Origin of the sequence: Chryseobacterium lathyri, assembly GCF_030812195.1 — a bacterium.
Lineage (GTDB): Bacteria > Bacteroidota > Bacteroidia > Flavobacteriales > Weeksellaceae > Chryseobacterium > Chryseobacterium lathyri_A.
In genome coordinates, this window is record NZ_JAUSSF010000001.1 from 1,395,027 (window position 1) to 1,409,727 (window position 14,701).

General features: G+C 36.2%; 15 protein-coding genes. 8 read left to right on the top strand and 7 right to left on the bottom strand.

Annotation, left to right across the window (positions count from 1 at the left end; genetic code table 11):
• Positions 1 to 51: 51 nt before the first annotated feature.
• Positions 52 to 429 (bottom strand): hypothetical protein, encoded by a 378-nt coding sequence (locus J2T03_RS06240; RefSeq protein WP_307210095.1) that lies wholly within the window; start codon positions 427 to 429, stop codon positions 52 to 54.
• A gap of 232 nt (positions 430 to 661) precedes the next feature.
• Here J2T03_RS06240 and J2T03_RS06245 point away from each other — a divergent pair, with 232 nt between their 5' ends.
• A complete protein-coding gene (locus J2T03_RS06245; RefSeq protein WP_307210097.1) occupies positions 662 to 1,039 on the top strand; it encodes a GxxExxY protein in 378 nt (125 codons plus the stop codon).
• 140 nt (positions 1,040 to 1,179) lie between these two features.
• Here J2T03_RS06245 and J2T03_RS06250 read toward each other — a convergent pair whose 3' ends face one another.
• From J2T03_RS06250 to dnaA, 4 genes are all read right to left on the bottom strand, one after another.
• On the bottom strand, positions 1,180 to 1,878 hold the full coding sequence (locus J2T03_RS06250) for an SAM-dependent methyltransferase (RefSeq protein WP_306845719.1): 699 nt from the start codon (positions 1,876 to 1,878) through the stop codon (positions 1,180 to 1,182).
• Between the two features lies 1 nt (position 1,879).
• Positions 1,880 to 2,383 (bottom strand): DUF4440 domain-containing protein, encoded by a 504-nt coding sequence (locus J2T03_RS06255; RefSeq protein WP_307210099.1) that lies wholly within the window; start codon positions 2,381 to 2,383, stop codon positions 1,880 to 1,882.
• Position 2,384: 1 nt separating this feature from the next.
• Positions 2,385 to 2,834 (bottom strand): low molecular weight protein-tyrosine-phosphatase, encoded by a 450-nt coding sequence (locus J2T03_RS06260; protein ID WP_306845715.1) that lies wholly within the window; start codon positions 2,832 to 2,834, stop codon positions 2,385 to 2,387.
• Between the two features lie 141 nt (positions 2,835 to 2,975).
• Entirely contained in the window at positions 2,976 to 4,430 is a 1,455-nt protein-coding gene (gene dnaA / locus J2T03_RS06265; RefSeq protein WP_306845713.1) for a chromosomal replication initiator protein DnaA, read from the bottom strand.
• Positions 4,431 to 4,566: 136 nt separating this feature from the next.
• Here dnaA and J2T03_RS06270 point away from each other — a divergent pair, with 136 nt between their 5' ends.
• The 5 genes from J2T03_RS06270 to J2T03_RS06290 all read left to right on the top strand — a co-directional run bounded on the left by J2T03_RS06270 (position 4,567) and on the right by J2T03_RS06290 (position 9,922).
• A complete protein-coding gene (locus tag J2T03_RS06270; RefSeq protein ID WP_306845711.1) occupies positions 4,567 to 4,977 on the top strand; it encodes an acyl-CoA thioesterase in 411 nt (136 codons plus the stop codon).
• A gap of 93 nt (positions 4,978 to 5,070) precedes the next feature.
• On the top strand, positions 5,071 to 5,919 hold the full coding sequence (gene pheA, locus J2T03_RS06275) for a prephenate dehydratase (protein WP_307210100.1): 849 nt from the start codon (positions 5,071 to 5,073) through the stop codon (positions 5,917 to 5,919).
• A 374-nt stretch (positions 5,920 to 6,293) separates the two neighbouring features.
• On the top strand, positions 6,294 to 7,001 hold the full coding sequence (locus J2T03_RS06280; RefSeq protein WP_307210101.1) for a hypothetical protein: 708 nt from the start codon (positions 6,294 to 6,296) through the stop codon (positions 6,999 to 7,001).
• Between the two features lie 102 nt (positions 7,002 to 7,103).
• A complete protein-coding gene (locus tag J2T03_RS06285; RefSeq protein ID WP_307210103.1) occupies positions 7,104 to 9,320 on the top strand; it encodes a DUF2339 domain-containing protein in 2,217 nt (738 codons plus the stop codon).
• Positions 9,321 to 9,481: 161 nt separating this feature from the next.
• A complete protein-coding gene (locus J2T03_RS06290; RefSeq protein WP_306845705.1) occupies positions 9,482 to 9,922 on the top strand; it encodes a hypothetical protein in 441 nt (146 codons plus the stop codon).
• A 52-nt stretch (positions 9,923 to 9,974) separates the two neighbouring features.
• Here the strand turns inward: J2T03_RS06290 and J2T03_RS06295 are convergent, their stop codons facing one another.
• Positions 9,975 to 11,252, bottom strand: a complete 1,278-nt coding sequence (locus tag J2T03_RS06295) for a replication-associated recombination protein A (RefSeq protein WP_307210105.1) — start codon at positions 11,250 to 11,252, stop codon at positions 9,975 to 9,977.
• Between the two features lie 102 nt (positions 11,253 to 11,354).
• Between J2T03_RS06295 and yidD the strand changes: the two genes are divergently transcribed.
• Both yidD and lgt read left to right on the top strand, forming a co-directional pair.
• Positions 11,355 to 11,606, top strand: a complete 252-nt coding sequence (gene yidD, locus J2T03_RS06300) for a membrane protein insertion efficiency factor YidD (RefSeq protein ID WP_185144578.1) — start codon at positions 11,355 to 11,357, stop codon at positions 11,604 to 11,606.
• A 423-nt stretch (positions 11,607 to 12,029) separates the two neighbouring features.
• Positions 12,030 to 12,896, top strand: a complete 867-nt coding sequence (gene lgt / locus J2T03_RS06305; protein ID WP_373426900.1) for a prolipoprotein diacylglyceryl transferase — start codon at positions 12,030 to 12,032, stop codon at positions 12,894 to 12,896.
• Positions 12,897 to 13,004: 108 nt separating this feature from the next.
• Here lgt and J2T03_RS06310 read toward each other — a convergent pair whose 3' ends face one another.
• Positions 13,005 to 14,504, bottom strand: a complete 1,500-nt coding sequence (locus tag J2T03_RS06310) for an NAD(P)H-hydrate dehydratase (protein ID WP_307210107.1) — start codon at positions 14,502 to 14,504, stop codon at positions 13,005 to 13,007.
• Positions 14,505 to 14,701: the final 197 nt, after the last annotated feature.

Below are 14,701 nucleotides of genomic sequence, written 5' to 3' on the forward strand. Positions count from 1 at the left end.
TAAAAAATCCGGATATCATTGCTGACATCCGGATTTACTGTATTTCAATGATTAAACATTGTAAAAATCTTTAACCGTTTCCAGCACCTGTTCGTCCGACATTTTTTGGGCTGTATCTAATGTTATCTTAAGGTTCTTAAATTGGGCTGTATCATGGAGATATTTTTTAAGCTCTTCCTGAATGTTTCCCGGACCCGTAATATAAACTTCCTGGGAATTCGTGAGAAGATGTTCTATTTCTTTAAAGAATTTTACCCTATTTGTACGTTCTGCATTATTTCCTGCGTTTTCACTGGAGTTACCATGCTGTATTTCTGCTTTTACAGGACTGCAAAGGAAAAATTTGAATGCATTCTGGGCATCATGATTCTTTACAACAATTGCTTTTTCCGTATCCATCCAAAGCCCTGCTAATTTCTTGTCTGACATAATTTATTTTTTTGGTGTTATAAGCTGTACAGATCAAGAATGGTGCAAAGGAGATGTTAAGGGCTGTTAAATGTTTTTATTGTAGAATGGTAAATTGAAAATACTTACTGTTTTACATCTCTCGCAGATGTAGCGGATTGAGCAGATTTTTTAATATCTAAAAATAATAAAATAAACTTTTAAATTGGATTATTTAAAGTATTAGATTTATCGGAAGATAAAAACACAAACAATGAATGAAAACGAAATTTCTTATATCGTAAGAAAATGCATATTTAATGTATACAACAAGTTGGGACCAGGTCTTCTGGAAATTGTTTACCAAAAAATTCTTATTTATGAACTACTAGAGAATGGACTTGATGTAAAGTCTGAAGTAGCAATCCCGATCATATATGACGGTAAAGAATTTGATTTCAGCTTTAGAATTGATATTCTGGTCGAGGATAAAGTAATTCTGGAACTTAAATCTGTTAAAAACCTAGATGATATTCATTTTAAGCAACTCACTACTTATCTGAAGCTTTCAAATAAGAGGTTGGGATTACTGATTAATTTTAATACAACGAATATATTGGATGGAATAAAAAGAGTGGTTAATAATCTTTAATCTCTCGCAGATTTAGCGGATTGAGCAGATTTATAATATTCATAAAGATCTGCTCAATCCGCTAAATCTGCGAGAGAAAATAATAGACAAACTAACTGTAAAGATTGCTTCACCTTCGGTTCACAATGACGATATGAGAACTATTTTCCCAGAACAAAAACAGCAGGAATTTTGTGGAGCTCCGGCTTTATTTTTTTCCAGTCGCTGATCGTTTTTGTCTGGATGAATTCATGCTCGGGATCGTTGATATTCGCCGCAATACAGAGTTTTGTGTTCGGCGATAAGAACTTGGTAAGATCTTCAAAGAGCGGATTATTTCTGTAGGGAGTTTCCATAAAAATCTGGGAATATCCGGTCTGCTGCACCAAACTTTCCAGACGCTGAATCTGCTTTTTCTTTTCTCCTTTATCTATCGGAAGGTAACCGTGAAATGTAAATTCCTGGCCATTAAATCCACTGGAAATTAACGCTAAAATGATAGATGAAGGTCCTGAAACAGGAATTACCCTGATGTTTTTTTCGTGACACCATTTCACAATCAGGTTTCCCGGATCTGCAATACATGGAAGCCCCGCTTCGGAAAGCAGTCCGAAATCCTGCCCCTGCAGCATCAGGTTCTGGGCTTCTTTGATATCAGCATTTTCCGTGTATTTGTCAAGCAGAAACAGCTTCAAATCAGACTGCTTCTTTTCGGGAGCAAAAAATTTAATAACCTTTCTGGCTGTTTTTTCATTTTCAACAAAAAAATAGTCCGTCTGCATAATATAATCTTTCAGAACGGGTGAAAAATGAGTGATAGAAGTATTTTCTGATAAATAAGCTGGGAGTAAAAAAAGCATTTTATTGTTTTTTAGTTCTTTCTTTTAGTGAAGGCTGAGGGAAATATTCTGTAAGATCCATAGAAAAGGTAACTGAAGTAATTTTCCATTTTCCGTGGATCTTCATCAGGGTCCAGATTTCTTTACCCCAATTTTCCATTTTCCCATCATACCAGAAACTGTAGTCAAAATTGGCAGAGGCTACAGCTCCGTCTTCTATGATTTTGATATTGTCGAATTTTTCCTCAGATTTATCATCTTTGAATCCTCTGATAAAGGCTTTATAATCATCCGTAAAATAGTATTCTGCTTTCGGATTTTTCTCCAGGCGTTTGGCCTGGGTTCTGTCCTTATAAATTCCGGTCCAAAGTACAGGATCCTGAAATAAAGATGCAAACTTGGCTTCATCCCTGGTTTTGATACACTGCATAAATTCGTCCATTAATTTCCGGATTTCAGTTTCATCCTGGGTTTGGGCAAAAGAAAAATTAAAGCTTAAGAGAAATGCGAGAATCAATGTTTTCATATTACGATAGAATTTGGTTTTTAATAGCGTCACAGCCTTTGTCCAGCAATTGGAAAACATCTTCAAAATCCTTCATATCTCCCCAGTATGGATCTGGAACCTCAGCATTTTTATGATCTCCCAATGCAGACATAAACAGGGATATTTTCTGGCGCTGTTCTTCATTCTGTGCTTTTGAGATCACATCTTCGTATACATCAATATCCATACAGTAGATCTTGTCAAAAGTTTCAAAATCAGTCTTAGTCATAGGCCTGGACCTTTGTTGTGAAATATCAATATTATGGTTTGCAGCTGTTTTCACCGCTCTTTTATCCGGAGTTTCTCCTTCGTGCAGAGAGATTGTTCCGGCTGAATCTACAAAAAAGCTTCCCGGGACCTTTGTCTTCATAATACCTTCTGCTAAAGGACTTCTGCAGATATTCCCGAGGCAGACCATCAATATTTTCATATCATTTTATTAATTGAAAGATTAAATGATTTATACATAAGACAATTGAGAACGTAAAAACATAACTTCCCGCAGCAAAACTAAATAAAAAATGAAGAATAAAACTATTCTCCATTTCAATTTATTCAGATTAAATTATTTCTATTTTTTGATTCTTTCAGCAAGATCTTTAACGTATTTTTTTACTTCTTTATCAATTTTTGACACATCTTTAATGGTATCACAGGCGTACATGACCGTTGAATGGTCTTTTCCGCCCATCTCTTCGCCTATCTTTGTAAAGGTAGCATTGGTTAGCTCTTTTGAAAAATACATCGCCAATTGTCTCGGAAGTGCAATTTCTCTTTTTCTTGTTTTAGAAAGAAGCTGTTCTTTTTTGATTCCGAAATAATCACATACCACTTCCTGAATGTAAGGAATATTAATTACTTTCTTCTGATTGGCAGCAATCTTATTGATCGTATCTTTCAGTAACTCAAGGCTTAAGTCTGTTTTATAAACAGTAGAATAAGCGATTACAGAGTTAATGACTCCGATAAGCTCTCTTACATTGGTCTTAGCTTCAGCAGCAAGGAAATCCAGCATATCACCTGGAAGAACAATCCCATCTCTGCTCAGTTTATCTACTATGATCTGTCTTCTTGTAGAAAGATCCGGTGATTTGATTTCGGCAGAAAGTCCCCATTTGAAACGGGAAACAATCCTTTCCTGAATATCCATGATATCCGCAGGTGCCTTATCTGATGTAAGGATGATCTGTTTTCCGTTCTGGTGAAGATGATCAAAAATATGGAAGAAACTATCCTGTGTGGCAGATTTACCGGACAGGAACTGAATATCATCAATGATCAAAACATCAACCATCTGGTAGAAGTTCGCAAACTCAGTCTGCTTATGGGCTTTCGCAGCAGAAATAAACTGCTGGATAAATTTTTCTGAAGACAGATAAAGCACTACTTTATCCGGAAACTGATTTTTCACCTCAAGACCTACAGCCTGTCCCAGGTGTGTTTTTCCCACTCCATATCCTCCGTGAAGAAATAATGGATTGAAAGCAGTTGCTCCCGGTCTTTTAGCAATAGATCTTGCTACTGTAGCCGCAAATTTATTACTCTCTCCTTCTATATAATTATCAAAAGAATAGTCAGACTTCAGGTTCGAATCTATATTTACTTTTCTTATTCCCGGAAGTACAAAAGGGTTCACAATATTTGCAGAGAATCCCTGCGGCATCGTTTCTTGCATTTTTGGGGTAGGAACGCTTTTTCCCTTCATATTCATAGTCACTGGCTTTTCCTCTCCGGTAGGCCTGTTTTCCATGACAGAGTACCATAATTTCACTCCTTTTCCAAGATTTTTCTTCAGGGCAGCAGAAAGCAGGGATAGGTAATTATCCTCAATATATTCCTTGTAAAAATCGCTCGGCACTATAAGCGTAAGGTTATTGGCAACCAATGAAAGCGGCTGTACCTTATCGAATAGCATGTCGAAGGATTTTTCAAGCTTTTTAAGATCAGAATTGTCCTCAGCTGCGTTCAAATTATCACGCATGAACTGAATGCACTTCTGCCATATCATCATTAAATTTTCATCCATATTTATGCCCCGATTAATTCTTTGTTAGTACTTTTTGTAGAAGGAAGACAAAGGTCCAATTTTTTCTTTTCAAAAAAAAATATTGCAGGTATTGATTATTTAAAAATATATTTGTATGTATAAATAAGGACTAAAAATGATACACACAACCCACTCAATACGAGTACGTTACGGAGAAACAGACCCTATGAAATATGTATATTATGGCAACTATGCGGAGTATCTGGAAATTGGCAGAGTGGAACTTTTCCGAAGCATAGGAATATCATACGATGAAATTGAAAACCAAGGAATTTGGCTTCCTGTTTCAGATTATAAAATTAAATACATCCGCCCTGCACTATACGACCAAAAATTAGAAATTCATACTTACGTAAAAAAAATTCCAGGGGTAAGAATTGAATTTGAATATGAAATTTTCAATGAGGAAGGGGTAAAGATCACAGAGGCATCCACTACCCTGTTCTTTCTGGATGGAAAAGCCAACAAAATTATAAGATGTCCGGATTTTCTGATGAAACTTATTGAAGAGAATTGGAATAGATAGCAAATCTTAAATAGAAGTACGATGTTTTTAAACTAATTTGCATATTTGTACTTCAATTAGAATTTTTAATATAATATACATTTATATAAACGTATGACGATTGCATTTTTGGGACCCCACGCAAGTTTCACACAACTTGCAGCCACACAGCTTTTCCCGGGGGAAGAACTTTTACCGCAGGCAAATATTCTGGACTGCTTTAATGCTGTTAATGATGGAGAAGCTGACAAAGCTGTTGTTCCTTTGGAAAACTCTATTGAAGGAACGGTTTCCATGACATTGGATTATTTATACAAAACGCCTTCTATTAAAATTGAAGCGGAAGGGGTAATGCCCATTGCCCACCATCTGATGATCCATCCTGAGAACAGCCTGGAGGATATAGAAAAAATATATTCGCATCCGCAAGCTCTGGCTCAAAGCTTCCATTTTCTGGATACCCATCATAAAGAAATAACGAGACAGGATTTCTCTTCTACAGCAGCAGCAGCTAAATATGTTTCCGAAAATAAAGATTTGAAAATAGCTGCCGTAGCCAACCAATTTGCCGCTAATCTGTACGGATTGAAAATCGTTCACCGGAATATCCAGGATTTTGAACAGAACCATACCCGTTTTATTGTCATTACCAAACAACAGCCTACCTATCATAATACCAGCCTTGAAGTACTGGGAGAAAAATCCGGCATGCTGATTAATCTTCCTGAAGATCATGCTGGTGGGCTTCATCAGGTACTGTCAGTTTTTGCATGGCGAAAGATGAACCTCAGCAAGATTGAGTCACGAACACTGAAAACAGGTCTTGGTAACTATTTTTTCTTTGTTAATGTAGTGGGAAAGTGGGAAGAAGTGCTTCACGGAAATGCTCTTTTAGAACTTCAGTCAATTCATGCGGAGGTAGATTTTCTGGGTAATTATAAAGAATTCCTCCTAGAAAGCTAAAAATATACAGATATCATCAACTAACACTGCTTTTATGGCAGTGTTTTTTGTTTATTATATGCCCTTTTTCAACATGATTCTTCAAAAATACTGACACAATTGTAATTTAAACTGTCACAAAATGTGACAATTAAGAGAAAAATATAAAATTGTAATTCATAATGTAGAGATATGTTAATATAAATATCTATTTTCACTACGGATAAAATTTTAAAAAATATTGACACATAACCACATTACGAAGCAAGATATATCACAAACAGGTTACATGCTTTAAAACATCAACACAATAATAAATAAATCGTTAAACAAATCACAATACAAGGCATGATTTTTGTATTTATCATTCCGAAAACTAATTAAAAAAGCTACACATGAAAACTAAAATCTACAATTTGCTCTTAGCCTTATCTGCTGTTCCCGTATTTTCTCAAGTGGGAATCAACACGGCTACTCCAAGTGCCGCATTAGATGTAAACGGCACCATGAAGGTGCGTGATGTACCTGCTACTCCAGCCTTACCAGGTTATGAAATTTTAGTGCTTAATACCGGAAGTACACAGGTATCTAAAGCCAATCCACAATTACTTTATGACTCAACTGTTAATTCTTCCGTATATGCAGCGAAGAAAACTACCGGAATCGATCTGGTTAGTCTGGGTCTCTTTCCTAGCGGATTCAGAGCGGTCAACTTTTTAGCTTCTGAAAGAACAGTGGGATCCGCAGCACTATTCTCTGATACAGACAATACGTTTACAATACCGTCTAATGGTATCTATCAGGTAGGATTTTCGTTCCGTTACGGTTCAGGTCTTCAGGCTGCCATACTTACGAATACGCCGGGTATTGGAATTTTCAGAAACAGAGCCGGAGTTGGTACTCTTATTGACAGCCGTGTATTCAGCGGCATAACAGTTCCACTTCTTTTAAGCTTAACTATTTCTGAAAGTACTCTCAATTCACTGTATTCGTTCCAGGCGGGAGATAAAATTTCATTCGGGCTTACCGGATCTTCTTTATTGGAAGCAGGAATTTTAGGAACTAGTATTGGATCTTTCTATATCTACAAAGTATCTAATTAACAGATAAATTTAATCACTCTGCACGGTTAATCCATCACAGAATATGTGATGGATTAATTTTTTATCCTGTTACATTTATTTATATTTGATAAAAACTAAAGAATGAGTGGATTTCTTGCAATCATACTGATCATTGTTATCATCTTTTTCATCTTCAACAATCTTAATCGTAAGATCGGAAAGCTTGAGAAAGAGGTTTCTGATCTACATTCGAAAATCAATCAGTCTCAACAAAATACAGATATCTTCCAACAGCAGCCGGCCAATGAAAAAACTGCGGTTTCTCATCAAATACAGGAGGTCATAGCACCTGCAGCAAATACATCTGATGAACATCCCGCAGAACCTCAAAGGGACTGGCTGGAACCTGTTTTTGAGTTTTTAAAACAAAATATTCTGACCATCATCGGTATTTTCACGCTTGTTCTTGGGATTGGCTACTTTGTGAAATATGCTATAGACAAAAACTGGATCGGAGAAACGGCAAGAGCTGGAATAGGCCTGGCAATTGGAGCCGGAATTATACTGGCAGGGCATTTTCTGAGAAAGAATTATGCTGTTTTTGCGTCTATCATCACCGGAGGCGGAATTGCAGTACTTTATTTTACCACTACCATTGCTTTCCGTGAATATCACCTGTTTACCCAAAATACAGCTTTTATCATCACTACTCTTGTCACCATTATTTCTATTACCCTGGCCTATTATTATAAAAGTGAGGTCTTGATTATTTTTGCAATGCTGGGAGGATTTTCAGCTCCTTTGATGATCAGTACGGGACAGAGTAATTATCCTTTCCTCTTCACTTACCTTACCCTTCTGAACATTGGTATGCTCACCACTGCATTTCTAAAAAACTGGAAAAGCGTGGGATGGACTTCATATATTTTCACTAATATTTATCTCTTCTTCTGGACTGTAAAACAACCAGAGCTGCTCAGTATTGTTTTTTATATCACCAATTATATTATTTTCTACATTTTTGCGCTTCAGGATCATATCAAAAAAAATATATTTTCACCTTGGGACACTTTAATGCTGGTCTTAATTAATTTTTCCAGTATCATTGGTCTAATTTATATCTTCCACACGTTAGGCTATGAGCCTGTAATTATTTTTCCCCTACTTTTTGCCGGAGTCAATGCACTGTTGCTTTTAAGAGAATATGGAAAAAGGAGTTTTGGCTTCAGCTACTCTATTTTTGCTGCGCTTACAATCAGCCTTATCACGATAGCTGTCGCCCTTCAGTTCAAAAGCCATCTTATTACCAGTGTTTGGGCTGTAGAAGCAACACTTCTTCTTTATATCTGGAAAAAAAACGGACTCAGCATTTTCAAAACATGCTTTTATGTACTTTTCCCGCTTGTCATCATTGCGCAGATCATGACCTGGTCTGAATATCTGAACAAAGATAACATGGCTATTGTATTCAATCCGGTATTTTTAACGAGCCTGGTGACCGTTACCACAACGATTGTGAATCTCTTTTTACTGAAAAAGATCAACGAGACACAGAAGCATGAGGACGGCTTTTTTGAAAATGTTTTTGCCATTATAAGTTATAGCGTTATATATATTGCCCTGCTGTTGGAAATTAGCTATCATATTTCGGATATGCACTGGCCGGCGGTCATAAGTATTGGTCTGCTGTTCAGCATTTATTATATTTTTGCACTTATGATATTCAGGAAAAAGCTGGGTATTGAAAGTATTATCCAGACTGGACTTATTTATCTGCTGTTTATCCTTATTGTTTTAAACGCTTCATTTGTGGCATCAGCAGTTGTTACGGCAGTCTTACAGAAAAAACTTACATTCGGTTTTTATGCAATTCATCTTTTTCATTGGATTCCTTTTATATATATACTATGGAATACAGCTTCCACATCAGATTTCTATAAAACAAAAATCTCTTACTGGATGATTTCCATAACGCTTGTTATTGCTATAAGCTGTGGCTTCTACCACACCTACATTCTAAGCTCAGTCAATGATATTGAGCTTATATACAAAACAAAAGAACACTTTAACATTCTTTACCTTCCGATTATATGGGCTGTTCTTGCAAGTATTTTTATTTATACCAGCCTGAAAAGGAATATCCCCGAATACAGCAGGGTTGGCTTTGCACTTATAGGAATTATGGTCCTTAAACTTTACAGCTATGATGTCTGGCAGATGGATAATATTTCCAGAATTACCGCATTCATTATATTGGGTGTTATTTTATTATTAAGTTCTTTCACCTTCCAAAGGCTGAAGAATATCATAAAAAACATGGTGGATACAAAAAAGGAAGAAAAAGAGGAAAAACAGTGAGGGGCGGAGTTATTGTTTATTTAGAAACAGCTTATTCTAAATCAGAAATCCTAACAAAAGTTTTTATTCCTAAACAATATTTAAAATATCATAAAAATTCATTCACATTTTGTAAAAATTAATTATATTTATCCAGTTTTTAACAGTTACATATTCTGGTTATGAAAAAAATACTCTATTCTTTTTTAATATTATCGTCTGCTGCACTATCTGCTCAGAAAAACCCTTCTGTAAAGTTTGCTGTTGCCAATGATATTGTCGGAACAGTTGGCATGTTTACTGCAAAGAAAGCCATTGTTCAGAGCTCAAATGTCTATAAGAGCCCTGCAGGGTTGCCTCAGGATCTAAAAAAATACAGCTTTATTGCAGAAAAAGGCCTCACGGAATTTAAAATCAAAAACGGTTATGAAGGTTTGGACAGGATATCTTTGGCCCAACTGAATTCACAGTATGGAGTGCCTGAAAACACACCGGTTTTTATTGAGGGTTATGAGTTTTCTGACAGTAATACGAAGATTTATGGCGATATAATGGGCAATGTAGAAGTTAGGGATCACAATGGAAGGAAAACCGTGTTCCTAAGCACAAGCGCTCTAAAATAAATGACACGTAAAATAAAACTATATAAAAAGGATACTTTGAAAGTATCCTTTTTTAATATCTGTTATTCCATTTTTTCTTAAGTTCTTCATAGATCTTTTTTTCCGTAGCATTGTTTCCCGGCTGATAAAGTTTCACATCTTTAATTTCTTCAGGCAAAAAATCCTGTTCTACAAAATTTCCCTCGTATGAATGGGCATATTTATATTCTTTACCATAATCAAGATCTTTCATCAGCTTGGTTGGTGCATTTCTCAGATGTAAAGGCACTGGCAGATTTCCAGTCTGTTTTACAAGAGCTAATGCATCATTAATTGCCATGTATGTCGAATTGCTTTTAGGAGAAACCGCCAAATAAACTGCCGTTTCGCTCAAAATGATCCTTGATTCCGGATTTCCTATAACATTAATGGCCTGAAAGCAGTTATTGGCAATCACCAAAGCATTGGGATTTGCCAGCCCTATATCTTCAGCTGCAAGAATAAGCATTCTGCGGGCAATAAACTTGATATCCTCACCTCCTGCAATCATTCTTGCCAGCCAATAGACAGCACCATTCGGGTCACCTCCCCGCATAGATTTTATAAAAGCAGAGATGATATCATAATGCTGTTCCCCGTTTTTATCATAGAGCGCCATCGTTTCCTGAAGAATTTCCAGGACATCTGAGTTATTGATTTCTTTTTTATCTGAATTCACATATTGATTAAGAACAAGTTCAACAGAATTGATCAGTTTTCTGGCATCCCCTCCTGAATACTGAATAAATGCCCCTTTTTCAGCAATCTTAAAAGAGGTTCCTTCATCCTTATTGAACCGCTGAGTAGCAGTATCGACTAATTCTTCAAGCTTTTCATAACTCAACGCTTTTAGAATATAAACCTGGCTTCTTGATAAAAGTGCGGATACTACCTCAAAACTTGGATTCTCTGTGGTGGCACCAATCAGAACGATCCAACCTTTCTCAACAGCATGCAATAATGAATCCTGCTGCGATTTATTAAACCTATGAATCTCATCTATGAATAAAATGGGAGATTTCCCTGAAAACAGGTTTTGTTTTTTAGCATCCTCAATTACATCCCGTACATCTTTTACTCCTGATGAGACTGCAGAAAGTTTATAGAACTTCCTGCCTGATTTTTCGGAAATAATTTCGGCCAGGGTTGTTTTTCCGGTACCCGGAGGCCCCCAGAGAATCAGGGAATTCAGTGCATTATTTTCGATCATTTTTCTGATCGTACCTTTTTCACCGGTAAGATGCTCCTGCCCCAGAACTTCGTCCAGAGTTTTAGGTCTTAACTTTTCGGCTAATGGAATATTTTGACTCAAGATAATTTATTTTTAGGATAAACGGTTTCAGGTTTTTTAGTCCCTGAAACTTATAACAAAATTAAACTAATTTTAATTTTTTTACCCTATTTTTGCATTGTTTTGAAACTTACATTCAATAAAATCATCAGTTTTCCTTTGGTAATTTTGATAAAATTTTACCAATGGTTTATTTCGCCCCTACTTCCCAAAAACTGCCGTTACGAGCCTACCTGTTCTCATTATATGGTAGAAGCCCTTCAGGTGCATGGCATTTTCAAAGGGCTTTGGCTGGGGATTAAAAGAATTTCAAAATGTCATCCCTGGGGAGGCAGCGGTTACGACCCTGTTCCCCCGAAAAAATTAAATCAATAACAAACTATTAAATTAATAGAAATGAGTAATCTATTTTTCAGAATTTACCTCATCGTATTTGCATTCATTACACAATCTGCATTTGCACAGCAATATCCAGGAGGATTATCTGACGGGACCCTGAAAGTAAACGGAGGCAGTGTTCCGGTAAAGATCTATTCCACTACGGAAGTAGGTGATCTTAATGCTTTCCCGGAAAAAGCTACAGACAGCAATATTCTGGTCATTTTGAACGAGTCAAATTTTGAACCTGCATACTTTAATTACAGCGCTACAACTTTAGAGAAGTATAAAAGTTTGCACTACCAGCTTTTCGATAAAGATTTTAAACTGATTGAGAGCCCTGCCACACAGGACAATATCACCAAATTCAAATATGCTGTAAAGACAGCTAAACCGATTAACGGAACTGACAGTATAGCTTTGGAAACATCTTTCAAAATATGGGATCCTTCAAAGGGTATCCAACTGGGACCTGTTACCCTTCATTTCTACAGCTTAATGTTTGTTTTTGCCTTTGGCTTTGGTTATATTTTAATGTTAAGAATTTTCAAGATCGACAATGTTAACCAAAAATACCTGGAACCGCTTTTCACATGGACTCTGATCGGAACTATTTTGGGAGCAAGATTAGGCCATGTTATTTTCTATCAGCCGGAACTTTTCAAAGAAGATTTCTGGAGTGTATTTTTACCAATAAGCACTAAAAACGGGTTTAAGTTTACAGGATTCTCCGGACTGGCAAGTCATGGAGCAACGATAGCTCTGATCTTCACTACTTTATATTATTCATTTAAGATAATCAAAAAGAATCCGTTCTGGGTATATGACAGAATTGGGATTGTTGTTGCTTTGGGAGGCGCATTTGTAAGAATAGGAAATTTTTTCAACTCGGAGATCGTAGGAAAAGCAGTTGATCCCAATTCCCCTCTTGCTATTCTTTTCCCACAGCAGAGCAGTGAATATGGTCCTACAGTTCCCCGCTATCCTGGTCAGCTTCTTGAAGCAGCCGGATATTTTCTATTGTTCTTATTATTATGGATATTATACAGAAAAACAAACAAAAAGTATCAGCAGGGATGGCTATTCGGGCTGTTCTTTATTATCCTTTGGGCTGTAAGATTCTTTGTAGAATTCCTGAAAGAGCCCCAGGGAGACGAATTTATCCAAATTGGAGGGCTGAATACGGGGCAGGTACTTTCCATTCCGTTTATGATTGCGGGAGTTGTTATCATGATTATTTCTAAAAAATTCAAGATCACTCAGGCAGAAAACGAAAAACCTGAGTAATCAAACTAATCATAAAAAAATAAAAGCTTTTCAGAATTAAAATCTGAAAAGCTTTTTTTGTAATTAACCTGAATGTTTTAAGATTATAAGCCCAGTAAAACCTGATTCTTACTTTTCAAAAAGCTTAAATACATGTCCCAGCTCATTAATAACATCTGTTGGAAGCATCGATTCCTTTGAGTGTTTTCCGGCGGCAAGATCAGCAGCTTTCCCGTGAAGCCAGATTCCTAAAACGGCTGCATGCTCTTCAGAATATTGCTGGGCAGCAAGTGATGTGATGATACCGGTAAGAATATCACCGCTTCCGCCTTTTGCCAGGCCGGAATTTCCGGTAATGTTATAAAATATTTTTCCTTCAGGAGTAACAACCTGGGTATGATGATCCTTTAAAACGATATAGATTTGAAATGCTTTTGCCTTATTTCTTGTCAATTCAAGTCTTGCAAAAGAATTTTCAGATGTTCCAAAAAGCCGTTCAAATTCTTTAGGGTGCGGAGTTATGATTGATCTTTCCGGAATTAATTTTAAATTTCCTTTGTTCTCAGAAATTATATTTAATGCATCAGCATCCAGAATCAAAGGTTTTGAATAGTTCTTTAAAAAGCTTAAAAATGCTTTCTTTGTTCTAGGATCTGTTCCCAATCCCGGACCTATTCCGGCAACAGAATCTTTTTCTATATCAAAATTGTCTATATACTTTTCTCCTCCTTCGATAAACATGGCTTCCGGGCAGGAGGTTTGAAGAATTTCATATCCGCATTGGGGAGCAAGCGTAAAAGTCAGGCCCGCCCCGGTTTTCAGAGCAGATCTAGTGGAAAGTACTGCAGCTCCTATTTTCCCATAGCTTCCCCCCGCAATGGTTGCTTTTCCATAGGTTCCTTTATGGGAAAACTCTGATCTTGGTCTAAAAATATTTTCAATGAGAATGTCATCAATAACAAAATCATCGGTTTCAGTATTGGAAATATACTCTTTACTTAAATCAATATCCAGAATAATCACTTTCCCTGCATACGGGCCTGTTTCAGGATGTAAAAAAGCTTTTTTCCAGGACTGAAAACTCAAGGTATAATCTGCTTTAAAAATAATGGAATCCTTTTCTGAAATTCTGTCAGCAAAAAGGCCGGAGGGAATATCAACCGAAATTTTAACATTGTTTCTTTCATTTAATTTACGGATGATCTCCTTATATTCTCCTTCTATATTCCTTGACAATCCGGTTCCGAAGAGGGCATCAATGATGATTGTTTTAGAATCAAAATTATTCTGGTCTATATCTTTGAATTCCTTTACCGATATTCCGGAAAAGTCCCTCAGTCTTTTAAAATTTACTGAAGCATCATCAGAAAATTTACCTTTAGGATTTTGTACGAAGACATCTACATCAAACCCTTTTAAATAAAGTATTCTTGCAACCGCAAGGCCATCCCCTCCATTATTACCATTCCCACAGAAAACAGCAAACTTTCTGTGATTTTTACAGTTTTCAGAAATCCAGCTGGCCAATGCTTCTGAAGCTCTTTCCATAAGCTGTATGGATGAAACAGGTTCATTCGAAATCGTAAACCGGTCCCATTGACGTATTTGTTCTGCTGTAAAAATTTTCATAAGATGGTCTAAAATTTCAACCAAATTACAAAAGTTTTCTTTTACAGTTTACAGTAATTCCTATTAAAATAAAATATTAATCAAAATAAAAAAATCACTAAAAAAGTCAATTAATTTCAATCCGTAATTCAATAATCTTGGCTCAAAAAACTCTAAAAAGTAATGTTTTTACATTTTTTAATTCTATTTTTGTGTGT

Coding starts and splice junctions, on each gene's coding strand:
- J2T03_RS06250 (WP_306845719.1), bottom strand. CDS start 1,878: ATGCTTTTTTTACTCCCAGCTTATTTATCAGAAAATACTTCTATCACT.
- J2T03_RS06280 (WP_307210101.1), top strand. CDS start 6,294: ATGAAAACTAAAATCTACAATTTGCTCTTAGCCTTATCTGCTGTTCCC.
- J2T03_RS06260 (WP_306845715.1), bottom strand. CDS start 2,834: ATGAAAATATTGATGGTCTGCCTCGGGAATATCTGCAGAAGTCCTTTA.
- J2T03_RS06310 (WP_307210107.1), bottom strand. CDS start 14,504: ATGAAAATTTTTACAGCAGAACAAATACGTCAATGGGACCGGTTTACG.
- J2T03_RS06285 (WP_307210103.1), top strand. CDS start 7,104: ATGAGTGGATTTCTTGCAATCATACTGATCATTGTTATCATCTTTTTC.
- J2T03_RS06255 (WP_307210099.1), bottom strand. CDS start 2,383: ATGAAAACATTGATTCTCGCATTTCTCTTAAGCTTTAATTTTTCTTTT.
- dnaA (WP_306845713.1), bottom strand. CDS start 4,430: ATGGATGAAAATTTAATGATGATATGGCAGAAGTGCATTCAGTTCATG.
- J2T03_RS06290 (WP_306845705.1), top strand. CDS start 9,482: ATGAAAAAAATACTCTATTCTTTTTTAATATTATCGTCTGCTGCACTA.
- pheA (WP_307210100.1), top strand. CDS start 5,071: ATGACGATTGCATTTTTGGGACCCCACGCAAGTTTCACACAACTTGCA.
- J2T03_RS06245 (WP_307210097.1), top strand. CDS start 662: ATGAATGAAAACGAAATTTCTTATATCGTAAGAAAATGCATATTTAAT.
- J2T03_RS06270 (WP_306845711.1), top strand. CDS start 4,567: ATGATACACACAACCCACTCAATACGAGTACGTTACGGAGAAACAGAC.
- J2T03_RS06240 (WP_307210095.1), bottom strand. CDS start 429: ATGTCAGACAAGAAATTAGCAGGGCTTTGGATGGATACGGAAAAAGCA.